Annotated in this window: 19 protein-coding genes and 1 pseudogene; 17 read left to right on the plus strand and 3 right to left on the minus strand. The window is 59.6% G+C overall.

Annotated elements, in window-relative coordinates:
- Positions 1-43 precede the first annotated feature (43 nt).
- The 12 genes from ACQZ45_RS22830 to ACQZ45_RS22885 all read left to right on the plus strand — a co-directional run bounded on the left by ACQZ45_RS22830 (position 44) and on the right by ACQZ45_RS22885 (position 12503).
- On the plus strand, positions 44-1684 hold the full coding sequence (locus ACQZ45_RS22830) for an ABC transporter substrate-binding protein (protein ID WP_003518100.1): 1641 nt from the start codon (positions 44-46) through the stop codon (positions 1682-1684).
- Between the two features lie 18 nt (positions 1685-1702).
- Entirely contained in the window at positions 1703-2770 is a 1068-nt protein-coding gene (locus ACQZ45_RS22835) for an ABC transporter permease (protein ID WP_003518099.1), read from the plus strand.
- Positions 2767-3699, plus strand: a complete 933-nt coding sequence (gene nikC, locus ACQZ45_RS22840) for a nickel transporter permease (RefSeq protein ID WP_025595070.1) — start codon at positions 2767-2769, stop codon at positions 3697-3699. The genes ACQZ45_RS22835 and nikC overlap by 4 nt, the downstream gene beginning before the upstream one ends.
- The gene (locus ACQZ45_RS22845; RefSeq protein ID WP_003518096.1) at positions 3696-4532 is read left to right on the plus strand and encodes an ABC transporter ATP-binding protein; all 837 of its coding nucleotides are present in this window, start codon (positions 3696-3698) and stop codon (positions 4530-4532) included. The genes nikC and ACQZ45_RS22845 overlap by 4 nt, the downstream gene beginning before the upstream one ends.
- Positions 4529-5278, plus strand: coding sequence for an ABC transporter ATP-binding protein (locus tag ACQZ45_RS22850; protein ID WP_065658493.1), 750 nt, complete (start codon positions 4529-4531; stop codon positions 5276-5278). The genes ACQZ45_RS22845 and ACQZ45_RS22850 overlap by 4 nt, the downstream gene beginning before the upstream one ends.
- A 67-nt stretch (positions 5279-5345) precedes the next feature.
- On the plus strand, positions 5346-6248 hold the full coding sequence (locus ACQZ45_RS22855) for a LysR family transcriptional regulator (protein ID WP_013762298.1): 903 nt from the start codon (positions 5346-5348) through the stop codon (positions 6246-6248).
- Between the two features lie 186 nt (positions 6249-6434).
- Entirely contained in the window at positions 6435-7970 is a 1536-nt protein-coding gene (locus ACQZ45_RS22860) for an ABC transporter substrate-binding protein (protein ID WP_333674476.1), read from the plus strand.
- A gap of 229 nt (positions 7971-8199) precedes the next feature.
- The gene (locus ACQZ45_RS22865; protein WP_112192430.1) at positions 8200-9150 is read left to right on the plus strand and encodes an ABC transporter permease; all 951 of its coding nucleotides are present in this window, start codon (positions 8200-8202) and stop codon (positions 9148-9150) included.
- Entirely contained in the window at positions 9147-9968 is an 822-nt protein-coding gene (locus ACQZ45_RS22870; protein WP_448742567.1) for an ABC transporter permease, read from the plus strand. Before ACQZ45_RS22865 ends, ACQZ45_RS22870 begins: the two co-directional genes overlap by 4 nt.
- A 53-nt stretch (positions 9969-10021) precedes the next feature.
- On the plus strand, positions 10022-11419 hold the full coding sequence (locus ACQZ45_RS22875; protein ID WP_112192429.1) for an amidase: 1398 nt from the start codon (positions 10022-10024) through the stop codon (positions 11417-11419).
- Between the two features lie 95 nt (positions 11420-11514).
- Entirely contained in the window at positions 11515-12081 is a 567-nt protein-coding gene (locus ACQZ45_RS22880) for a DJ-1/PfpI family protein (RefSeq protein WP_003518089.1), read from the plus strand.
- Positions 12082-12152: 71 nt separating this feature from the next.
- Positions 12153-12503, plus strand: coding sequence for a ribbon-helix-helix domain-containing protein (locus ACQZ45_RS22885; protein WP_112192428.1), 351 nt, complete (start codon positions 12153-12155; stop codon positions 12501-12503).
- Positions 12504-12539: 36 nt separating this feature from the next.
- Here ACQZ45_RS22885 and ACQZ45_RS22890 read toward each other — a convergent pair whose 3' ends face one another.
- From ACQZ45_RS22890 to ACQZ45_RS22900, 3 genes are all read right to left on the minus strand, one after another.
- Entirely contained in the window at positions 12540-13460 is a 921-nt protein-coding gene (locus ACQZ45_RS22890; RefSeq protein ID WP_013762302.1) for an ABC transporter permease, read from the minus strand.
- Positions 13453-14463: an ABC transporter permease gene (locus tag ACQZ45_RS22895; RefSeq protein WP_448742568.1), complete on the minus strand. Its 1011-nt coding sequence runs from the start codon at positions 14461-14463 to the stop codon at positions 13453-13455. Before ACQZ45_RS22895 ends, ACQZ45_RS22890 begins: the two co-directional genes overlap by 8 nt.
- A gap of 76 nt (positions 14464-14539) precedes the next feature.
- Positions 14540-16249: a peptide ABC transporter substrate-binding protein gene (locus ACQZ45_RS22900; RefSeq protein WP_025595063.1), complete on the minus strand. Its 1710-nt coding sequence runs from the start codon at positions 16247-16249 to the stop codon at positions 14540-14542.
- A 304-nt stretch (positions 16250-16553) separates the two neighbouring features.
- Here ACQZ45_RS22900 and ACQZ45_RS22905 point away from each other — a divergent pair, with 304 nt between their 5' ends.
- The 5 genes and pseudogenes from ACQZ45_RS22905 to ACQZ45_RS22925 all read left to right on the plus strand — a co-directional run.
- Entirely contained in the window at positions 16554-17717 is a 1164-nt protein-coding gene (locus ACQZ45_RS22905) for a M20 aminoacylase family protein (RefSeq protein WP_025595062.1), read from the plus strand.
- A gap of 48 nt (positions 17718-17765) precedes the next feature.
- A complete protein-coding gene (locus ACQZ45_RS22910; protein WP_013762304.1) occupies positions 17766-19616 on the plus strand; it encodes an ABC transporter ATP-binding protein in 1851 nt (616 codons plus the stop codon).
- Positions 19617-19877: 261 nt separating this feature from the next.
- Positions 19878-20831, plus strand: coding sequence for a sugar-binding transcriptional regulator (locus ACQZ45_RS22915; RefSeq protein WP_013762305.1), 954 nt, complete (start codon positions 19878-19880; stop codon positions 20829-20831).
- A 143-nt stretch (positions 20832-20974) separates the two neighbouring features.
- Positions 20975-22288 carry an ABC transporter substrate-binding protein gene (locus ACQZ45_RS22920; RefSeq protein WP_013762306.1) on the plus strand — a complete coding sequence of 438 codons (1314 nt, stop codon included), beginning with the start codon at positions 20975-20977 and terminating at the stop codon, positions 22286-22288.
- A gap of 28 nt (positions 22289-22316) precedes the next feature.
- Positions 22317-22557: pseudogene (locus tag ACQZ45_RS22925) on the plus strand (sugar ABC transporter permease); the annotation flags it as partial.

Here is a 22557-nt window from a genome sequence, read left to right on the forward strand (position 1 = left end):
TAAAAGCGAACTAAATCAATCTCATAACAAAAGGGGAGATCCTATGATCAAATCGCTCAACAAGTCCATGCGTATCCTCAGCACCAGCGCTGCTCTGTCGCTGATGATGCTGTCTGCGCCGCACGCTTTTGCCGCCACGCCGGCCGATACGCTGGTTGAAGGTTTCGCCATCGACGACATCATCACGCTCGATCCGGGTGAGGCATTCGAGCTTTCGGCAGCTGAAGTTACCGGCAACACTTACAGTAAGCTGGTTTCCATCGATCTCAACGACACCTCCAAGGTGATCGGCGATCTAGCCGAGAGCTGGACGACCTCTGAAGACGGTCTCACCTATACCTTCAAGCTGAAGACAGGCCTGAAATTCGCCTCCGGCAATCCGGTGACGGCAGATGATGTTGCCTTTTCCTTTGAACGTGCCATCAAGCTCGACAAGTCGCCAGCATTCCTTCTGACGCAGTTCGGCCTCAAGGGCGACAACGTCACTGAGAAGGCGAAAGCAACGGACGCCAACACCTTCGTACTGACGGTCGACAAGCCCTATGCACCGAGCTTCGTGCTGAACGTTCTGACCGCGACCGTTGCCGCAGTTGTCGACAAGAAGCTGGTGACCGAAAAGGCCAAGCCCGTCACGCCGAGCGCCGATTACAAATACGACACCGATTTCGGCAATGCGTTCCTGAAAACAGGTTATGCCGGTTCCGGCCCCTACAAGATCCTTGGCTGGAAGGCCAACGAAGCCGTCATTCTGGAGGCCAACCCCAACTATTACGGTGAGAAGCCGAAGTTGAAGCGCGTGGTCTATCGTCACATGAAGGAAAGCTCCGGCCAGCGCCTGGCGCTTGAAAATGGTGATATCGACGTTGCCCGCAACCTCGAGCCGGGTGATATGGAAGCCGTTTCCAAGAAGGAAGGCCTTGCCGTCACCTCCGCGCCCAAGGGCACCGTTTATTACTTCAGCCTCAACCAGAAGAACGAGAACCTGAAGAAGCCTGAGGTCGTTGAGGCCTTTAAATATCTCGTCGACTACGACGCGATCGGCGCGACGATCATCAAGGGCATCGGCGAAATCCACCAGACCTTCCTGCCAAAGGGCCAGCTCGGCGCGCTTGACGAGAACCCATACAAGCTCGACGTCGCAAAGGCCAAGGAACTGCTGGCAAAGGCTGGTCTGAAGGACGGCTTCACCGTGACCATGGATGTGCGTAACACGCAGCCGGTGACCGGAATTGCCGAAAGCGTACAGCAGACGCTGGCGCAGGCTGGCATCAAGCTGGAAATCATTCCCGGCGACGGCAAGCAGACGCTGACCAAGTACCGCGCCCGCACGCACGATATCTACATCGGCCAGTGGGGTTCGGACTATTTCGACCCGAACTCGAATGCCGAAACCTTCACGATCAACTACGACAACTCCGAAGAAGGCAAGAACAAGACGCTTGCCTGGCGTAACGCCTGGGACGTTCCGGAGCTGACGAAGGAAACGCAGTCGGCACTTCTGGAAAAGGATAATGCCAAGCGCGCCGCCATCTATCAGAACCTCCAGAAGGAAGTTCTCGAAAAAGGCCCGTTCGTCATCATCTTCCAGCAGACGGAAGTGGCGGGATACTCCGCGAAGCTCAAGGGCCTGAAGCTCGGACCGAGCTTCGACACCAACTACGTCTATACGATCTCCAAGGAATGATCCGGAAGGATCGGTCTCTTGAGCATCGTTGAAGCAAACAGCCGGGCGAGGCAGGGCAAACGCCGTGCCAACGCCCGCGCGAAGGCCATTCTTGGCTTCGCCGTCACCGTCATCACCACCTTTCTGGGGCTGATGGCGGTCACATTTTTCATTGGCCGCGTTGTGCCGATCGATCCCGCACTGGCGATTGTCGGCGACCGCGCGCCTGCGCATGTGGTCGAGCGCGTGCGTGAGCAGCTCGGCCTCAACCTGCCGCTCTGGCAGCAGTTCTTCATCTATCTGAAGCAGGCGCTGTCGGGTGATTTCGGCATCTCAGTCCTCACCACCAACCCGGTGATGGAGGATATCAAGCGGGTTTTCCCGGCAACCATAGAGCTTGCCACGCTCGGCACCATCATCGGCGCCGTTTTTGGCATTCCGCTCGGCGTGCTTGCCGCGGTCAAGCGCGGCAGCTTTGCCGACCAGGTCGTGCGCGTCATCGGCCTTATCGGCTATTCCGTGCCGATTTTCTGGCTTGGCCTCCTGGCGCTCCTGGTGTTTTACGCCCGGTTGCAATGGGTCGCCTATCCCGGCCGGATGGATATCGTCTACGAATTCACCTTCACGCCGGTCACGGGTTTCTTCCTGATCGACGCGATCTGGCAACGGCAATGGGACGTATTGTGGGATCTGTTCCGCCACATCATCCTGCCCGCCTCGCTGCTCGGCTATTTTTCGCTGGCCTATATCAGCCGCATGACGCGTTCGTTCATGCTGAATGAGCTCGCCCAGGAATATATCGTTGCGGCGCGCGCCAAGGGGCTTTCGGAAACGCGCATCATCTGGTTTCACGCTCTGCGCAACGCCGCCGTGCCGCTGGTGACCGTGATTGCGCTATCTTACGCCGGTCTGCTGGAAGGTTCGGTGCTGACCGAAACCATCTTCGCGTGGCCGGGGCTCGGCCTCTACATCACCAATTCCCTGCAGAATGCGGATATGAATGCCGTTCTTGGCGGCACGATCGTGATCGGCGCCATCTTCGTCGGCATCAATCTCTTCTCCGATCTGCTTTACCGGACGCTCGACCCAAGGACGCGCAGCCGATGACGATTTCGACCGATACACTCAAACCCTACAGCCGCGAATGGCTGCTCTCCGACCGGCCTGCCTCGCGCAGGCAGGCACGGCTTGGCCGTGCCTATGTCATCTGGCGGCGCTTTTCGGAAAACCGGCTGGCGCTGCTTGGCCTCGGCATCATCATTGCGCTGCTGTTTGTCGCGCTGTTTGCCAATGTGCTTGCACCACACGATCCGGTGCAGGGCGATCTGCGCAATGCCCGGCTTCTGCCTCCGGGGACAGAAGGTTACCTGCTCGGCACTGACGATCAGGGGCGTGATATTCTCTCGCGCCTCATCCACGGTTCGCGGCTGACCCTGTTCGTCGTGCTGCTGGTGGCCATCATCGCCGCACCCATCGGACTCATCGTCGGCACCGTCTCGGGTTATGCCGGCGGCTGGGTGGATGCCGTTCTGATGCGCATCACCGATATCTTTCTGGCCTTTCCGAAACTGGTTCTGGCGCTTGCGCTGGTGGCCGCACTTGGACCGGGCATTGAAAACGCGGTGCTCGCCATCGCGGTCACCTCATGGCCGCCCTATGCGCGCATCGCGCGCGCCGAAACCATGACCTTCCGCAATTCCGATTTCATCGCGGCGGTCAAGCTCATGGGCGCGTCGCCGTTTCGCATCGTCCTGAAACACGTCATGCCGCTTTGCATGTCGTCGCTCATCGTGCGTGTCACGCTCGATATGGCGGGCATCATCCTCACCGCGGCCGGTCTCGGCTTCCTTGGCCTCGGTGCACAGCCGCCGCTGCCGGAATGGGGCGCGATGATTGCTTCCGGACGCCGCTTCATTCTCGATCAATGGTGGGTGGCCGCCATGCCGGGCATTGCGATCCTGATCGTCAGCCTCGGTTTCAACCTTCTGGGCGATGGCCTGCGCGATGCGCTGGACCCCAAGGAGGCGAACCAATGAGCGCGCCGCTTCTGACCGTCGAGAACCTGCGCGTTTCCTTCCCCACCCGCACCGGGCTGGTGGAGGCGGTGCGTGGCGTCTCGTTCACGCTGGGACGCGAACGCCTAGGCATCGTCGGCGAGTCCGGCTCCGGCAAATCGCAGACCGGCCGCGCCATCATGGGGCTGACCCCGAAAAGTGCGCGCATCGAGGCCGATGTGTTGCGCTTCGGAGATGTCGATCTTCTCGGTGCTTCGGCAAAGGAGCGGCGGCTCATGCGCGGCAAGCGCCTGGCCATGATCCTGCAGGACCCGAAATATTCGTTGAACCCGGTCATGCCCATCGGCCGCCAGATCATGGAAACGCTGCGTACCCATGAGAGCATCGGTTCTGGCGAGGCGCGCCAACGCACGCTCGCCATGCTGGAGGCGGTGCAGATCCGCGATCCCGAGCGCGTGTTCGATCTTTACCCGCACGAGGTTTCCGGCGGAATGGGCCAACGCGTCATGATTGCCATGATGCTGGTCTGCGGCCCGGAACTTCTGATCGCCGATGAGCCGACTTCCGCGCTCGACGTGACGGTCCAGCTCGAAGTGCTCGATATTCTCGACAAGCTGGTTCGCGACCGCGGCATGGGGCTGATTTTCGTCAGCCACGATCTGAGGCTGGTGTCGTCTTTCTGCGACCGCGTTCTGGTCATGTATGCGGGCAAGGTCGTCGAAGAGCTGTCTTCTGCCAATCTTAAAGAGGCGAAGCATCCCTATACGCAGGGTCTTTTGAACTGCCTGCCGGAAATTGGCGGCCACCGGCATCCGCTGCCGGTTCTGGAACGCAAGGCGGAGTGGCGCGCATGAACACGGTTCTTTCTATCAAAGACATGGTGGTCGATTTCGACGGATATATCGCGCTCGACAGCGTCAGCATCGATGTGGCCGAGGGTGAGTCCTTCGGTATCGTCGGCGAGTCCGGTTCCGGCAAGTCGACGCTGCTTCGGGCGATTGCCGGCCTCAACCATTTCGACGAAGGCTCGTTGATGGTGGCCGGTCGCTCCTATTCGGGCAAGCACCGCGACAAGAGCTTCTATAGCGATGTGCAGATGGTGTTTCAGGACCCTTACGGTTCCCTGCATCCCCGCCAGACAGTGGATGCGCTGCTGCTGGAACCACTCGTCATCCACGGTCTCGACAATCGCGAGCAACGCATCGCGCGTGCGCTTGATGAGGTGGGTCTCGGCACCGGTTTCCGCTTCCGCTATTCGCACCAGCTTTCCGGCGGTCAGCGGCAGCGTATTGCCATTGCCCGCGCGCTGATCGTCGAGCCGAAGATTCTGCTACTGGATGAGCCGACGTCGGCGCTCGACGCGTCCATTCAGGCGGAAATCCTCAATCTGCTGGAACAGGCCCGCAAGGACCGCAACCTCACCTTCGTTATGGTCAGCCACGATCTCGGCGTCATCAGCCACATGTGCGATCGCCTTGCGGTGATGAAAAGCGGCAAGGTGGTGGAAATGCTGGAGGCGGAAGCGCTGGAAAGCCGCGAGTTTACTGCGGATTATACCAGGCAGCTGCTGGTGGCGAGCGAGGGCTTCAAGCGCGCTTGAGCTGCCGCTATAGTCGGGTCAAGCCCGGCATGACGGACAGTGTCGGCCAAAAAAGGGTATCCCGACCATGCAATTGCGCGCATTGATGTATTTCGACGAACTTGTCCGCACCAATTCCATGCGCGCCGCTGCCGAAAATCTAAATGTCGCGCCGACGGCAGTCAGCCGCCAGATCGAGAACCTCGAATATTATTTTGGCTCGCCTTTGGTGGAGCGTTCCAGCCGGGGCGTGAAGCTGACGGCAGCGGGGGAATTGCTGGCTGCCCGCGCCGGCAAAACGCTGCGCGAACTCGACCATGTGCACCAGCTGATCGATGACCTGAAGGGGCTTCAGCGCGGCCGGGTCACCGTTTATGCCAATGGCGCGACGGTTGCGAACCTTCTGGCGCCGGTGCTGGCGCAGTTCAGCCTCAAATATCCGCAGTTGCGCTTCGAGGTGCACATCACCAGCGCGCGCCAGGCGATGGAAGCACTGGGTGCAGCCGAAGCGGATCTGGTCGTCAGCCTTTTTGCGCCCAAGGTCTCCGGCGTGAAAGTGCGCTCGCGCACCCGTATCAGTTACGATGCTATCTTTCCGACCGGCCATGCTCTTGCCGCGCAGGCGGAAGTCTCGCTGAAGGAACTGGCCAGCCTGCCGCTTGCCCTTCCGGACAAGAGTTTCGCGGCGCGTCAGGCCTTCGATACGCTGTTTGCCGATGCCGGTATCGAGCTTGATCCGGTCTTTATCACCAGTTCGCTGGAAATGCTGAAGGAACTGGTTCTGGGCCATGCCGCGGCCACGCTGTTGCCGGCCTTGTCGGTGGCGCGTGAAATCCGCAGCGGCCAGATGGTTGCTGTTCCACTTTCCGGCAAGAAGGGCATCCACACCCAGATCGATCTCTGCGTGGCGCCCGACCGGCAACTATCCTTCGCCGCCTCCAAACTTGCCGATTTCATCGAGCGTTTCATGCGCGAGGCGACAGCGGGGTAGGGGAATTCGTCAGCCTGGAGAATTGTCCATCCCGGTTGATTTCCATCCGTATTTACGTGTAGCCATTTCAGCTACACGGAGCACACAAAAATCACGATTGTGTGTGCGCCTGCAACATGACACTCTTTTTGCAACGGGTGGTCTTCGAAAGGCAAAAATGCCTCGGCCGCCAGACAGGGGACAATGATGCCACGCACTTATTTTTCGCAGCCGCTGAAAGTTACGCGGCGCGCCGCGCTTGCGCTTGCACTGGGGACGGCGCTCTGGATGCCGCTTTCTATGACGGACGCCGCGGCCGCGCCGAAGACCGCCTTGACGCTGGGCATGACAGTGGAGCCGACGGGTCTCGACCCGACAATTGCGGCACCCGTCGCCATCGGTCAGGTCAGCTGGCAGAACATATTCGAAGGTCTCGTCACCATCGACCACGACGGCAAGGTGAAACCGCAGCTTGCCGAAAGCTGGGAAATTTCAGCCGATGGCAAGACCTATACGTTCAAGCTGCGGCAGAGGGTTACGTTCCACGACGGCGAGACCTTCGATTCCTCCGTTGCGAAATTTTCGCTCGACCGGGCGCGCGGTGAAACGTCGGTAAACCCACAAAAACGCTTCTTCACCGCCATCGAGAGCATAGAAACGCCGGATGCCGCGACGCTGGTACTGAAGCTGAAGCAGCCGGCGGGCAGCCTGATCTACTGGCTCGGCTGGCCGGCCTCCGTCATGGTTGCGCCGAAGAGCGCTGACAATAACCGTACCACGCCCATCGGCACCGGCCCGTTCAAGTTCGTGAACTGGGCCAAGGGCGACAAGGTGGAGTTGGAGAAGAACGCGGCCTATTGGGACAAGGCGGTGGCGGTGAAGCTTGAAAAGGCCACCTTCCGCTTCGTTTCCGATCCGCAGGCGCAGGCAGCGGCACTGAAATCCGGCGATATCGATGCCTTCCCGGAATTCGGCGCGCCGGAACTGATGACGTCCTTCGACGGCGATGCGCGTCTCGGTACCTTCGTCGGCAATACGGAACTCAAGGTCGTGGCTGGCATGAACAATGCCCGCAAACCCTTCAACGACAAGCGCGTGCGCCAGGCGCTGATGATGGCGGTGGACCGCGGCACGGTGATTGAAGGCGCATGGTCGGGTTACGGCACGGCCATCGGCAGCCACTACACGCCGAACGATCGCGGTTACATCGATACGACCGGTGTTCATTCTTACGATATAGACAAGGCAAAGGCGCTTCTTGCCGAAGCGGGTTACCCCGACGGTTTCAGCTTCACGATCAAGGCCCCGCAAATGGCCTATGCCCAGCGGACCTCGCAAATCCTCCAGGCGATGTTAGCCGAAATCGGTGTCACCATGACCATCGAGACCACGGAATTTCCGGCAAAATGGGTGGCGGATGTTTTGAAGGGCGCGGATTACGACATGACCATCGTCGCCCACGCTGAGCCGATGGATATCGATATCTACTCCCGTGATCCCTATTATTTCAACTATAAGAACCCTGCCTTCAACGAGGTCATCGCCAATGTCGAAAAGACGGCGGATGCGGCCGAGCAGGAAAAGCTTTACGGCGAAGCGCAGAAAATCCTCGCCGAAGATGTGCCGGCGCTGTTCTTGTTCGTGATGCCGAAACTCGGCGTCTGGGACAAGAAGTTGAAGGGATTGTGGGAAAACGAACCCATTCCCTCCAATGTGCTGACGGATGTGCATTGGGAAGAGTGACGTTTGTTGTGAACGGCGAGGCGCATTCCTACCCACCACCTCATTCCTGTGCATGTCATAGGAATCCAGCCAGCCCAAGTCGTTGGGCTGAAAGGAATCTTTCCGCCGCGCAGGCACGCTTCGGCTGGATCCCTGTGACAAGCACGGGGATGAGGGAAGAGTGTGCGGGGATGACAATAAATCCATCCGCCACATCCCGAAACGAAACAACGCAAGGAAAGAATGCCAGATGTTAGCCGTTCTCGTCCGGCGCCTTGCAAGCCTCATCGTCACGCTGTTTGCGGTGTCGCTCATCATCTACATCATCATGGGGCTGTTGCCGGGTGATCCGGCGGCCATCATGCTCGGCACGTCGGCGAGCCCGGATACGCTTCTCGCGCTGCAAAAGCAGATGGGTCTCGATCAGCCCTTGCCATTGCGTTACATCCACTGGCTTGCAGGCGTATTCCGCGGTGATCTCGGACAATCCTACACCTACGGCGTGCCGGTAGCGGGGCTTATTGTCGAGCGGCTTGCCGTCACCCTGCCGCTTGCGCTGCTCGCGGTCTGCCTGTCGGTCGCCATCGCCATTCCGCTCGGCGTCGCGGCAGCGAGAAGCCGAAACGGGCCGGTAGATTTCGCAGCCGGGCTCTTTTCCCATGTCGGCATTGCCGTTCCCGGTTTCTGGGTCGGGCTGCTGCTCATCATCGTCTTTTCCACCACGCTCGGCTGGATGCCATCAGGCGGTTTTCCCGGCTGGCGTCCGAGTTTTTCTGCCGGATTTATCGCGATTGTGCTTCCAGCCATTGCGCTTGCGCTGTCGCAGGCAGGCGTCCTCACCCGCGTCTGCCGCTCGGCAGTACTTGAGGTAATGAACGAGGATTTCGTGCGCACCGCCCGCGCCAAGGGGCTGAGCGAGCGGGTAGCGCTGTGGCGACACGCGGTGCCGAACGCCATGATCCCCGTTGTCACCATGATCGGCCTGCAATTCACCTTCCTGATTGCCGGGGCAGTGCTGGTGGAGAATGTCTTCAACCTGCCGGGCCTCGGGCGGCTTGCCTATCAGGCGTTGACCCAGCGGGATATCGTCGTCATGCAGTCCGTCGTGCTGTTCTTCTCGGCGCTTGTCATCGTCATGAATTTTCTGGTCGATATCGCCTATCTCTTTATCGATCCAAGACTGCGGGCAGGTGCACGATGATGCGACTGATCCGCCGCCGCCCCGCTTTCGTCCTTGGCATCGCCGTCACTCTCTTTCTTGTCGCGGTTGCCCTGCTTTCGCTGGTCTGGACGCCGGTTTCTCCGACGAAGATACAGATTGCCCAGAAGCTGAAATCGCCCTTTGCCTATGGCGGGCTTGGCACCGACCATTTTGGCCGCGATGTGCTGTCCATGCTGATGGCGGGGGCATGGAATTCGCTCTCCACCTCCATCGCCGCCGTTGCGGTCGGCGCGCTCATTGGCACGGCGCTTGGCGTATCGGTCGCGGCACTGCGCGGTTTCACCGAAACCCTGGTGATGCGCGCCTGCGATATCATCTTCGCCGTACCGCCGATTTTGTCGGCCATGATGCTCGGCGCGTTCATCGGTACGGGGCGGTTCACCGCCATCATCGCCATTGCCACCTTCATGGTGCCGGTCTTTGCGCGGCTGACGCTGGGTGCGGCCTTGCAGATATGGTCGCGGGAATATGTCACCGCCGCCACCAGCATCGGCCAGAACCGCGCCAAGATCACGGTGTTTCATATCGTGCCGAATATTTCCAACCAGATCATCGTGCAGGTGACGATCCAGCTCGGCCTTGCCATCCTCACCGAAGCGGGACTCTCATTCCTCGGGCTCGGCATGCCGCCGCCGGCCGCTACCTGGGGGCGGATGCTCGCCGATGCGCAGACCTATCTAGGTGCTGCACCCTGGCTTGCCATCATGCCCGGCCTTGCCATTGCGCTCGCGGTCTTCGGCCTCAATCTGCTTGGCGATGGCCTGCGCGACCGGCTGGACCCACGCGATACCAGCTGACCGCTTCAAGCCTATATCGCCCATATTATCTGTTTTCTGACGAGACGAAGCTTATGACCGATCTCATACACCTCAACACGCTCGAAATCCTGGCGCTTTACGGGCAAAAGAAGCTGTCGCCATCGGAATATTGGCAGGCGGTAGAGGCACGTATCGACGCATTCGAGCCCACGGTGAACGCGCTTTACGCCTATGATCCCGAGGATGCCCGCAAGCAGGCGCTGGCCTCAACGATGCGGTGGCAAAAAGGTGAAACGCTCGGGCCCCTCGATGGGATTCCGGTGTCGCTGAAGGAACTGATCGCCACCAAAGGCCAGCCAGTTCCGCTTGGCACCAAAGCGGTGGAACTGGTGCTGGCTCTGGAAGACGCGCCAGTTGCGGCCCGCTGCCGCGAGGACGGCGCCATCATTTACGCCAAAACCACCTGCCCGGATTACGGCATGTTGTCATCGGGCCTTTCCAGTTTCCACAAGCTCAGCCGCAACCCGTGGGACCCGACACAGAACCCCGGCGGCTCCAGTGCCGGTGCGGCTTCTGCCGGTGCTGCGGGTTACGGCACGCTGCATATCGGTACGGATATTGGCGGCTCGGTGCGGCTACCGGCGGGGTGGACGGGGCTGTTCGGCTTCAAGCCCAGCCAGGGCCGCATACCCGTCGATCCCTATTATACCGGCCGCTGCGCCGGACCGATGACCCGCACCGTCGTCGACGCCGCCTATGCCATGGCCACGCTTTCCCGCCCGGACTGGCGCGACGGCACCGCGCTGCCGCCCAACAATATCAACTGGATGGACCTCGATATCGACGTAAAGGGCCTGAGGATCGGCCTGATGCTGGATGCCGGCTGCGGCTTGGCCCTGGACGATGAGGTGCGGGATGCTGTTGTGGCGTCCGCAAAGCTGTTCGAAGATGCAGGTGCCATCGTGGTCCCGGTCGAGCCGGTGCTGTCTCGGGACATGCTGGATGGGCTGGATGATTTCTGGCGGGCGAAATTCTGGGGCGATATGGCGGCGCTGAGTGACGAACGACGCGCGGCGATCCTTCCCTATATTCACGAATGGGCGCTGAAGGGCGCAAATGTTTCCGGCGCGCGGGCCGTTTTCGGTTTCAACCAGACCATGGAAATGCGCAAAGCCTGCGGGCGGTTGATGCAATCGGTTGATGTGGTGATTTCACCCGTCAATCCCATCGTCTCCTATCCGGCCGACTGGGCCTCGCCCACCAACGATCCCGAGCGACCCTTCGAACATATCGCCTTCACCGTCCCTTGGAACATGTCGGAACAGCCGGCATCCTCGATCAATTGCGGCTTCTCGAAATCCGGGATGCCCATCGGCTTGCAGATTGTCGGCCCGCGTTACGCGGATCTGCTCGTTCTCAAGCTTTCCAAGGCGTTCGAGGATTGGCGCGGGGGTGTTCGGCGCTGGCCGGAGCCGCCCAAAGCGCGCTGATCCCGTCTTTATCGGCCCTGTAGTATAGCCATAATACCCGCTTCTCCACCCCTCCTGTTACGGTGCCCCGGGCATTCAAAATGGGAGGAGCAAGCATGCCGAAGAAGATTTTGATGATCACCGGCGATTTCGCCGAGGACTACGAGACCATGGTGCCGTTCCAGACGCTGCTTGCGGTTGGTCACACGGTGCATGCCGTCTGCCCCGGCAAGAAGGCTGGCCAGACGATCGCGACCGCGATCCATGATTTCGAGGGCGACCAGACCTATTCAGAAAAACGCGGCCATAATTTCGCGCTCAACGCAACTTTTGCCGATATCAAGGTCGCGGATTACGACGCGCTGGTCATTCCGGGTGGTCGCGCGCCGGAATATCTGCGGCTGAATGCGGATGTGCTTGCCGCCGTGAAGCATTTCTTCGAGGCTGACAAGCCGGTCGCGGCCGTCTGCCACGGTGCCCAATTGCTGGCGGCTGCGGGTGTCCTCAAGGGCCGCACCTGCTCGGCCTATCCGGCCTGCCGCCCCGAGGTGGAACTGGCGGGCGGCACCTATGCCGATATCGCCATTGATGCGGCTGTTACCGACGGCAAGCTGGTGACGGCGCCCGCATGGCCGGCGCATCCGGCATGGCTTTCGCAATTCATGGCGGTGCTCGGCAGATAAGGCCGGCGGAATGGGGCTTTTAACGGTCCCGTTTCCCGTCTATCTTCTGCAGCTTGCTGAGGGAGGACACAATGTGCAAGCTTTTCATCAAGGCAGACCCGACGCTTTGGGAAAGCCATACCCGGTCTTTGCGGATCGATGGCATGGTCACCAGCGTCAGACTTGAAAACTTCTTCTGGACGACTCTGGACGAGATTTCACGCCGCGATGGCATGAACAGCGCGCAGCTCATTGCCAAGCTTTATAATGAATCGATCGATGCCGGGCATGATCTCGGCAACTTCACCTCGTTTTTACGAGTCTGCTGCGGGCGTTATCTGGCCTTGCAGCTTTCCGGCGATATTCCGGCGCGCGGCGACATTCCGATTGCCGCGCTGGATGCAGACAGCATTCTCGACGCGGAAAAGATGAATTATCACTGAGATAAAGGGAAGGGCGCAGCCACCGCGCCCTTCGCCTCAGCTCTTAAGCGCCCTTGGATCAAGCGCATCACGCACGGCGTCGCCGATGTAGTTGACGCTCAGAACCGTCAGCGAGATTGCCAGTCCAGGCCACAGCACGCGCGAGGGCGTCAGCTGCAGGAAGTTGGCGCCATCGAACAACAGTCGTCCCCAGGTCGGAAAGTCGGACGGAAAACCGAGGCCGAGGAAGGACAGCGCCGATTCCGTGATGATGGCCGAGGCTATGCCGAGCGTGGCTGAGACCATGATCGAACTCAACACATTCGGCAGGATATGGCGCAGGATAATGCGGTATTCGCGCATGCCGCTCGATTTCGCCGCCATGATAAACTCCTGGCTTTTGATCGTCAGCACGTCGCCGCGCACGATGCGTGCGGTATGCATCCAGCTGGTTACCCCGATCACGAAGACGATGAGGATGAAGATACCGGTTTCCGGCCCGAAGGCGGCACGCAGCGTATCACGGAACAGCATGAGAATGACGAGCAGCAGCGGCAGCAGCGGCAGGGCCAGGAACAGGTCCGTCAGCCGCATCAGCGGCCCGTCAAGCCTTCGGAAATAGCCTGACAGCACCCCCACCAGCGTGCCGAGAAACAGCGCCAGCAGCATGGCGGTGATGCCGACGGCAAGCGAGATGCGCCCGCCCGCCAGCACCTGCGCCAGCATGTCCTTGCCCAGATTGTCGGTGCCGAAGGGATGCGCCAGCGACGGCCACTGGTTGCGTTCCTTCACATTGATGGCATTGGGCGCGACAGTGTGGATATAGGGCCCGACATAGACCGCAAGCAAAATAAAGATGAAAACGAACAGGCCTGCCACGCCGCCCTTGTGGACCCGGAACTGTTTCCAGATATCGGCAAGTGCCGATTGCACAGGCGTGGCGGCAACGGCTGGTGCTGCGAGGGTGGCGTCAGTCATAGCGGATCCTCGGGTCGAGAATGCCGTAAAGCACGTCGGCAATCAGGTTGAAGAGCACGATAAGCACCGCGAAAATGAAGGTCAGCGTCTGCACCAGCGGAATATCCGCGCCCTGAACGGCGGTGATCAGCAATTGGCCAAGCCCGTTCACGCGGAAAATCTGTTCGGTAATGATGGCGCCGGAAAAGATCGTCGGCACGCCGAGTGCGATGACGGTGACGACGGGTATGAGGCTGTTACGCAGGACGTGAACGAGCAGAACGGATTTTTCCTTCACGCCCTTGGCACGCGCGGTGCGTACATAGTCCTGATGCAGATTGTCCAGCATCGAGGCGCGTACGAAACGGCTGATCTGCGAGACGTTGTAAAGGGTCAGCACCAGAACCGGCATGAACATCTGTTTGATCTGTGCCACGAGGCTTCCCCAGTCAGTCACCTGCAGATTGGTGTCGTAGACGGAAGGGAACCATTGCAGATAGGAGCTGAAGATGACGACCAGCAGCACGCCGGTGAAGAAGGTGGGAACCGAATAACCCACCATCGAGACGAAGGTGCCGATCTGATCGAAGATCGAATATTGTTTGTAGGCGGAAATGACGCCGATCGGGATCGCCAGAAGCGCGCCGAAGAGATAGGCAAGGCCGACGACCCAAAGCGTTTGCGGCATGCGCTGGATGACGAGATCGACCACCGGGCTGCGCGTTGCCCAGGACAGCACACGCATGCGGCTACCGTCGCCGATCTGCCAGCCTGTCAGCTTCTCGAACAGGTTCAGCGGTTCATTGATGAAAAATTGCTGCAGCCACATCACGTAACGGATGAAGAAAGGCTGGTCGAGGCCGAGGGAGGCGCGGATCTGCTCGCGCACTTCGGGCGGAATGGTCAGCGGCAGGTCGCCGGTCGGATCATTTGGCGCCAGATCGAGCAGGGCGAATATGACGAAGCTGATGACGAGCAGCGTCGGTACGGCAAAGGCAAGCCGCCGGAGCGTAAAGGTAAACATCGAAAAGTCTCCAGACCGTCAGGGTCTCGCAAAATGAGCGCGGTCCCCCCGTCAGGGGCGACCGCGCATTTGCGGATTACTTTTTGCGGGACCAGTCCGCGACGTTCCAGAGTTCCGAATCCCAGGCGTTCATGCGAACGCCTTCGAGTGTCAGCGAATGCGAGGAGACGTTGCCACGGTGGATCAGCGGAATATGCGCGCCTTCTTCCGTCAGCATGTCGTTCAGCTGCTTGGCGATTTCTCCACGCTTGGCGAAGTCCGTCGTCTTGGAAAGTACGCCCACCAGCTTGTCGAATTCCGGGTTGCAATAACGCGGAATATTCTGACCCTGCCAGCCGTTTGCGGGGGCGGGGATCTTGTCGCAGAGCCATTCCGCCAGATATTTTTCCGGGTCGGTGCCGTCGAAATTGTTGGTGTACATTTCAACGTCGGCATAAAATTTCTGGAAGGTATCCGGGCTTGCCGGATCGCCGCCGAAGAAGACGGAGGCACTGACATTGCGCAGTTCGGCAGCAACGCCAATCTGCGACCACATGTCCTTCACCAGTTCCTGCGCTGCCTGGCGAACGGAGTTGGTGGAGGTCTGGTAGAGGAAGGACAGTTTCACACCGTTCTTGGCGCGGATGCCATCGGCCCCCTTCACCCAGCCTGCATCGTCGAGCAGCTTGTTTGCACCTTCCAGATCCTGCTTCAGGCACCAGCTGTCGTTTTTCGTCGAAGCAACAGCCGCCGGGGCCGGCACGATGTTGCAGGTCGGCTTGCCCGCCTCGCCATAACCCGTCTCATCGATAATGTCGCGGTCGATGGCGAGCGAGAGTGCACGGCGCACGGCCGGGTCGGAAAGGGCCGGATGCGGACCGCCTTCCTTGGTGGAGCGCTTGTCACCCAGCGCAGGATCGGCATTGTACCAGTTGAGATTGATACGCTCGACCTGCGTGCCGAAGGCGGTTTCCAGCTTACCCTTGCCGGCGGCCACCATGGTCGCCAGAATTTCCGGCTCCACCTGCATGTTCCAGGCGTAGTCGAATTCACCCGTTTCAAGCACGGCACGCGCAGCGGAAGCTGCGTCACCGCCGCCCTTCAGGGTAGCCGTTGCAAAGGCGGGCTTGGCCGGATCACGATAATTGGGGTTGGCGACATAGCTGATGACGTCGTTCGGCTTGAACTCCTTGACCACAAAGGGGCCGGTGCCGATGGGGCCGAAATTGGCGGATGTGCAGCCGGGAGCCGCGGCGCCGACGCAGTTTTCGAACTGCTTTTTCTGGATGACGGGCGATTGCGCGCCGACAAATGCCGAGTAGGGGTAGGGCTTGGGTTCAGTGAAGCTGATCTTGACGGTATGGGCATCGATAGCCTCAACGTTTTTCACACCTTCATATTGCGCCGCCTGCGCGCAGCCGCCGTCGGGTGCGGTGCAATATTTCCACGTGAAGATGACGTCGTCAGCGGTAAGCGGCGTGCCGTCGGACCATTTGACGTCGCTTTTCAGCTTCCACGTCATGCTGAGCAGATCCTTCGCGACGCCGCCATTGTCGACCGTCGGGATCTCGCTCACCAGCATCGGCACCAGCTCGCCCTTTTCGTCGTAGCGGGCCAGAGGCTCAATCACCATGGACGAGCTGTAGATCTCTTTGGTGCCGCCGGAAAGATAAGGGTTGAGTGTCGATACAGCCTGCCAGAAAAGGATTTTCAGTTCGCCGTCACTGCCACGCTCGGCATGGGCGGCAGAGCCTGCCATGGCCAAGGCCGCCACCGTGCTGGCAAAGAGAACGCTGCGCTTCTTCATTGTGATTTTCCCCTTTGAAGATTTTATCTGTTTGAATGTTTGACGCTTTTCCTCAACGTCATTTGCAAGTCTTTTGTTTTAAGTGTTTGATTTTGCTAACGAATATTCTTCCGTTCCCAATGATGCTATTGTCAGTTTTTTTGAAATGCAAGCCCCAAACTCTGATTGATGAACAAAATTTGAGCCGATTGGCTTCGGGCCTATTTTTCACTCATCTAGCGAAATTCATACTTGCAAAAGCAGAAATTCCAAACGCAATATGGTTCCCGACAACCCGGCGGGGAACAAAAAAGGAAAAATGGGAATGCCGATATTGAACCGTGTGGCCGAGATGCAGGAAGAAGTAGCCGGTTGGAGGCGCCACCTGCACGAGACGCCGGAGCTGCTCTACGACGTCTTCGAAACATCGAAATTCGTGACGGAGAAACTCAAATCCTTCGGATGCGATATCGTCGAAACCGGCATTGGCAAGACCGGCGTGGTGGGCATCATTAAGGGGCGGCACGGAGACGGCCCGACCATCGGTTTCCGCTCCGACATGGATGCGCTGCCGATCCTCGAAACCAGCGGCAAGCCCTGGGCTTCCAAGGTTCCGGGCAAGGCCCATTCCTGCGGCCATGACGGGCACACGGCCATGCTTTTGGGTGCGGCGCAATATCTGGCCGAGACCCGTAATTTCAAAGGGTCCGTGGCCGTCATCTTCCAGCCGGCTGAAGAGGGTGGCGCAGGGGCACTTGCCATGCTGAACGACGGCATGATGGAGAAATTCGGCATTTCTCAGGTCTATGGCATGCATAACGAGCCGGGCATTCCGGTCGGCAATTTCGCCATCCGCAAGGGTTCGACGATGGCGGCGGCGGATAGTTTCGAGATCGTCATTACCGGTAAGGGCAGCCATGCGGCGGCCCCCCATCTTTCCGTCGATCCGGTGCTGACCTCGGCCTATATCATCATCGCCCTGCAATCCATCGTCTCGCGGGAAACGGACCCGTTGAAATCGCTGGTCGTCACCGTCGCCACTACCCACGGCGGCACAGCGGGCAATGTCATTCCCGGTTCGGTGACGCTGACCGGCACGGTGCGCACCCTGCTGCCGGAAACCCGCGATTTCGCCGAAAAACGGTTGAAGGAAGTGGCGACAGCCACCGCCATGGCGCATGGTGCGACGGCGGAGGTGAGATACGATCGCGGTTATCCCGTTACTTTCAACCACAATGACGAAACCGAATTCGCAACCAGCGTGGCGGCAGGTGTGGCAGGCGCAAACGCCGTCAACACCAATCCCAACCCGCATATGGGCGCGGAAGATTTTTCCTACATGCTGGAAGCACGCCCCGGCGCCTTCATCTTCATCGGTAACGGCGACACGGCCGGGCTGCACAATGCCGCCTATGACTTCAACGACGAGGCCCTGCCTTACGGCATCAGCTACTGGGTCTCGATGGCCGAAACCGCGCTTGCTGCGTAAGACATCCGGCGGCCTTCACGGCCGCCTTTCGCTTTTCAGGAGATCGGCATGCTTTTGGCGGCAACATCCATGGAACAGACCGGCGGTTCGGTAAGCCCGGTACTTTCGGTTCAAAATCTGACCACGTCCTTCCGCGTTGATGGCGGCTGGAAATCGGTCGTCCGCAATATGAGTTTCGACATTGCGCCCCGCGAGACGGTGGCGATCGTTGGCGAAAGCGGCTCGGGCAAAAGCGTGACGTCGCTGTCGATCATGCGGCTTCTCGATAAGAAAACGAGCCGCATCGAGGGTAAGGTCATGCTCGGCGGGCGCGATTTGCTGGCACTTCCGGAAGAGGAGATGCGCAAGGTTCGTGGCAAGGACATTTCGATGATCTTCCAGGAGCCGATGACCAGCCTCAATCCGATCTTCCCGATCGGCAAGCAGATCGCCGAAGCGCTGACCGTGCACCAGGATATTTCCTCATCTGCTGCCAAGGCCGAAGTTGTCAGGCTTCTGGAAAAAGTCCGCATTCCCAATGCGAAGAACCGTTTCGACGACTATCCGCACCAGTTTTCCGGCGGCATGCGCCAGCGCGTGATGATTGCCATGGCGCTTGCCTCCAAGCCGAAGCTCCTGATTGCAGACGAGCCGACGACGGCGCTCGACGTGACCATTCAGGGCCAGATTCTCGACCTTATCAAGCAATTGCAGGAAGAGGAGGGCATGTCGGTCCTGTTCATCACCCATGATATGGGCGTGGTGGCGGAAGTGGCGGACCGCACCATCGTCATGTTCCGCGGCGACGTGGTGGAAACCGGCACGACGGACGATATCTTCCATCGCGGGAACCATCCCTATACGCGCGCCCTGCTTTCGGCGGTGCCGAAGCTCGGTTCGATGAAAGAGCGGGTACTGCCCGCCCGTTTTCCGATCATCGATATCAAGACCGGCGAAAGCCAACCGGTTGAAGAGGTCAGGAACACGGTTTCCGGTGGTCGCACGCCCATTCTTTCGGTCCGGGACCTGACGACCCGCTTCGATATCCGCTCCGGTCTTCTCGGCCGCAAGTCCGGTGCCGTGCATGCGGTGGAGAAGGTCTCCTTCGATCTGGCTGAGGGCGAGACACTATCGCTGGTCGGTGAATCCGGCTGCGGCAAGTCCACCACGGGGCGGTCGATCACCCGGCTGATCGAACCGACCTCCGGTAACGTGACGCTCGACGGTTACGAGGTGATGAAACTCGACAAGACGACGTTGCGCACCATGCGCCGCAGCGTGCAGATGATCTTTCAGGACCCCTTCGCCAGTCTCGATCCGCGCATGAGCATCGGCACGGCGATCATGGAGCCCTTCATCGAACACCGGCTTGGACCGAAGGCGCAGGCGCGTGAAAAGGCGGCGGACCTGATGGAGAAGGTTGGCCTCAGCCCGGATATGATGCGGCGCTTCCCACATGAGTTTTCCGGCGGCCAGCGCCAGCGCATCGCCATTGCCCGTTCGCTGATGCTTGACCCCAAGGTCATCGTTGCCGATGAAGCGGTGTCGGCGCTTGATGTCTCCATCAAGGCGCAGGTCTGTAACCTGCTGCTCGATCTGCAACAGAGCCTCAACCTCGCCTTCCTGTTCATTTCCCACGATATGGCTGTGGTGGAGCGTGTCAGCCATCGTGTCGCGGTGATGTATCTCGGCGAGATCGTCGAAATCGGCCCACGCGCCGCCGTCTTCGATAATCCGCAGCACCCCTATACGAAAAAGCTGATGTCCGCCGTTCCGGTGCCGGATCCGGCCCGGCGCCAGATCAGGCGCAACATGGCAACGGACGAGATCAAAAGCCCGATCCGTCCTGTGAACTATGTTCCGCCGCAACGCCATTACCGCGAGGTTTCGGCAGGGCATCTGGTGCAGGAAGCGGCTTGATATAGAGGAAACTGCGCAGGGATAGGTGCCTCTGTGTTGACGACGTCATCCTCGGTCTTGTGCCGAGGATCTGCCAATGTCTCGTAAATCGGTGCATTGCAGATGCTCGGGACAGGCCCGAGCATGACGGAGGAAATGTTTTGCATCTTCTTTAGAGGTGCCCGGTGCCGCCAAACGCTTCGCTCAGTCGCTGCGCCGTTTGACAGGCGGCCTGAAAAAATGCCAGCAAATGCTCGAGCATAATTCTTAGAGGGCGGCGGCATGGCCAGACGGAACGACGCACATGGACGGCTTGATGATGCGGCGCGTGCTGGCTGGCTTTATTATGTCGCGGGCCGCACGCAGGACGAGATCGCCGCTGCCATGGGCATATCCCGGCAATCGGCGCAGCGGCTGGTATCGCTGGCCGTCGCCGAGCGGTTGATCAAGGTCCGGCTCGATCATCCCATCGCCGCCTGTCTCGAAAAGGCGGAGCGGCTGAAGCAGAAATTCGACCTTAGATATATCGAGGTGGTGCCGAGCGATCCCGCTGGCGTTTCCTCCACGGTCGGCATTGCCGAGGCCGGCGCGGCGGAAATCGAGCGCTGGCTGAAAAATGCCGATCCCATCGTGCTTGCCATCGGCACCGGCCGTACGCTGAAGGCGGCTGTGGACCAACTGCCGCCGATGGAATGTCCGCAGCACCGCATCGTGTCACTGACAGGCAATATCGGGCCGGATGGATCGGCCGCCTATTACAACGTCATCTTCAGTATGGCCGATGCCATCAAGGCGCGGCATTTCCCGATGCCGCTGCCGGTTCTCTGCTCGTCTGCGGAAGAGCGGGAACTGCTGCACGACCAGTCCATGGTGCGCTCCACGCTGGCGCTGGGTGCAGCCGCCAATGTCACCTTCGTCGGCGTCGGCGAACTGGGAGAAAATGCACCGCTCTGCGTTGATGGTTTTCTCGGTGTCGACGAGATGAAGGCCCTGATGGCAAGCGGTGCGATCGGCGAAATCTGCGGCTGGATGTATGATGCCAACGGCCGCATTCTCGACCATTCCGTCAACGAGCGCGTCGCCTCCGTTCCCATTCCGTCCAGAGAGACCTGCACGGTCATCGGCATGGCGCAGGGCGCGCGCAAGAATGCCTCGATTCTCGCGGCACTGAGGGGTGGTCTTTTGAACGGCCTCATCACCGACGAAGCGACAAGTGAATATTTGCTCACACGCTGAGCAAAAATTAATCCATTAAAATCAATGGTTTGATTTTTCCATGTGCGCCGCAGCACAGGATGTTGCTTGACTTTTTTCGGCTGCGGGTGAGTAAATGCCCCAGAGCAAAGCGAATGCTCATAAATTTCTTCTGGGAGGAAGATATGACATTGAAGACCATTTTGCTGGGCGCATGCTCGGCACTCGCCTTTTCGACCCTTGCTTCCGCCGAAACGCTGACCATCGCCACCGTCAACAACGGCGACATGATCCGCATGCAGGGTCTGACCTCCGACTTCACCACCAAGAACCCCGACATCAAGGTGGAATGGGTCACGCTTGAAGAAAACGTCCTGCGCGAGCGCGTGACGACCGATATCGCCACCAATGGCGGTCAGTACGACATCATGACCATCGGCAACTATGAAGTGCCGATCTGGGCCAAGCAGGGCTGGCTGCTGCCGCTCGAAAAGCTTGGCGACAAATACGACGTGGATGATATTCTGCCGGCGATCCGTGGTGGTCTTTCCAGCGAAGGCAAGCTTTATGCGGCGCCGTTCTACGGCGAATCCGCCATGATCATGTATCGCAAGGACCTGTTTGAAAAAGCCGGCCTGAAGATGCCTGAAAACCCGACCTGGGAATTCATCGGTGACGCTGCCCGCAAGATTACCGATCGCAAGACGGATATCAACGGCATGTGCCTGCGCGGAAAGGCTGGCTGGGGCGAGAACATGGCCTTCATCAGCGCGCTCACCAACTCCTTTGGCGGCCGCTGGTTCGATGAGAACTGGAAGCCGCAGTTCGATCAGCCGGAATGGAAGAGTGCTCTTCAGTTCTACGTCGATCTGATGAAGGATGCCGGTCCGTCGGGTGCTTCCTCCAACGGCTTCAACGAAAACCTGACGCTGTTCCAGCAGGGCAAATGCGGCATGTGGATCGACGCCACGGTGGCTGCTTCCTTCGTTTCAAACCCGAAGGATTCGACCGTTGCCGACAAGGTCGGTTATGCGCTCTTCCCGACGCATGGCGAACTGAAGAACCACGGCAACTGGTTGTGGTCATGGAACCTTGCTATCCCGAAGAGCTCGCAGAAGGCGGATGCCGCCGAGAAGTTCATCTCCTGGGCAACCAGCAAGGAATATACCCAACTCGTCGCTGCCAAGGAAGGCTGGGCAAACGTGCCTCCGGGTACCCGCACCTCGCTTTACAAGAATGCTGACTATGAAAAAGCAGCCGCCTTCGCCAAGCCGACGCTTGCTGCGATGGATGCCGCCGACATCACCAAACCGACCGTAAAGCCCGTGCCTTACACCGGTGGTCAGTTCGTGGCGATCCCTGAATTCCAGGCGCTCGGCACCACGGTCGGTCAGCTGTTCTCGGCGGTCGTTGCCGGCCAGTCCAGTGTCGACGATGCGCTTGCCAGCGCCCAGTCGACAGCGACGCGTGAAATGACCCGCGCCGGTTACATCAAGTAATCCTCCTGAAGATCGCTGTCCGGCGCCAATGCCGGGCAGCGAACCTTGGGGGCGCAAGCCGCGAGCTGCGCGGCGGCCTTTAAGCCTTTCAAATCAAAACTGGAATGAGCCGGTTCTTCCGGATATGCCGGGGGCATTTCGTGATGCCCGAGCCCATGGGGAGGTTAGTGCAATGGCAACACGAAACACGAGCGGTCTGGCGCGGGTTATGCTTGCGCCTTCGGTGCTGCTTTTGCTGGTGTGGATGATCGTGCCCCTGGCGATGACGC

This window comes from Agrobacterium sp. 16-2014-1-2a, assembly GCF_053522705.1.

What these genes read in the sequence shown, in the direction of transcription:
- ACQZ45_RS22830 (WP_003518100.1), top strand. Translation starts at nt 44, where the DNA reads ATGATCAAATCGCTCAACAAGTCCATGCGTATCCTCAGCACCAGCGCT.
- nikC (WP_025595070.1), top strand. Translation starts at nt 2,767, where the DNA reads ATGACGATTTCGACCGATACACTCAAACCCTACAGCCGCGAATGGCTG.
- ACQZ45_RS22845 (WP_003518096.1), top strand. Translation starts at nt 3,696, where the DNA reads ATGAGCGCGCCGCTTCTGACCGTCGAGAACCTGCGCGTTTCCTTCCCC.
- ACQZ45_RS22850 (WP_065658493.1), top strand. Translation starts at nt 4,529, where the DNA reads ATGAACACGGTTCTTTCTATCAAAGACATGGTGGTCGATTTCGACGGA.
- ACQZ45_RS22855 (WP_013762298.1), top strand. Translation starts at nt 5,346, where the DNA reads ATGCAATTGCGCGCATTGATGTATTTCGACGAACTTGTCCGCACCAAT.
- ACQZ45_RS22860 (WP_333674476.1), top strand. Translation starts at nt 6,435, where the DNA reads ATGCCACGCACTTATTTTTCGCAGCCGCTGAAAGTTACGCGGCGCGCC.
- ACQZ45_RS22865 (WP_112192430.1), top strand. Translation starts at nt 8,200, where the DNA reads ATGTTAGCCGTTCTCGTCCGGCGCCTTGCAAGCCTCATCGTCACGCTG.
- ACQZ45_RS22870 (WP_448742567.1), top strand. Translation starts at nt 9,147, where the DNA reads ATGATGCGACTGATCCGCCGCCGCCCCGCTTTCGTCCTTGGCATCGCC.
- ACQZ45_RS22875 (WP_112192429.1), top strand. Translation starts at nt 10,022, where the DNA reads ATGACCGATCTCATACACCTCAACACGCTCGAAATCCTGGCGCTTTAC.
- ACQZ45_RS22880 (WP_003518089.1), top strand. Translation starts at nt 11,515, where the DNA reads ATGCCGAAGAAGATTTTGATGATCACCGGCGATTTCGCCGAGGACTAC.
- ACQZ45_RS22885 (WP_112192428.1), top strand. Translation starts at nt 12,153, where the DNA reads ATGTGCAAGCTTTTCATCAAGGCAGACCCGACGCTTTGGGAAAGCCAT.
- ACQZ45_RS22890 (WP_013762302.1), bottom strand. Translation starts at nt 13,460, where the DNA reads ATGACTGACGCCACCCTCGCAGCACCAGCCGTTGCCGCCACGCCTGTG.
- ACQZ45_RS22895 (WP_448742568.1), bottom strand. Translation starts at nt 14,463, where the DNA reads ATGTTTACCTTTACGCTCCGGCGGCTTGCCTTTGCCGTACCGACGCTG.
- ACQZ45_RS22900 (WP_025595063.1), bottom strand. Translation starts at nt 16,249, where the DNA reads ATGAAGAAGCGCAGCGTTCTCTTTGCCAGCACGGTGGCGGCCTTGGCC.
- ACQZ45_RS22905 (WP_025595062.1), top strand. Translation starts at nt 16,554, where the DNA reads ATGCCGATATTGAACCGTGTGGCCGAGATGCAGGAAGAAGTAGCCGGT.
- ACQZ45_RS22910 (WP_013762304.1), top strand. Translation starts at nt 17,766, where the DNA reads ATGCTTTTGGCGGCAACATCCATGGAACAGACCGGCGGTTCGGTAAGC.
- ACQZ45_RS22915 (WP_013762305.1), top strand. Translation starts at nt 19,878, where the DNA reads ATGGCCAGACGGAACGACGCACATGGACGGCTTGATGATGCGGCGCGT.
- ACQZ45_RS22920 (WP_013762306.1), top strand. Translation starts at nt 20,975, where the DNA reads ATGACATTGAAGACCATTTTGCTGGGCGCATGCTCGGCACTCGCCTTT.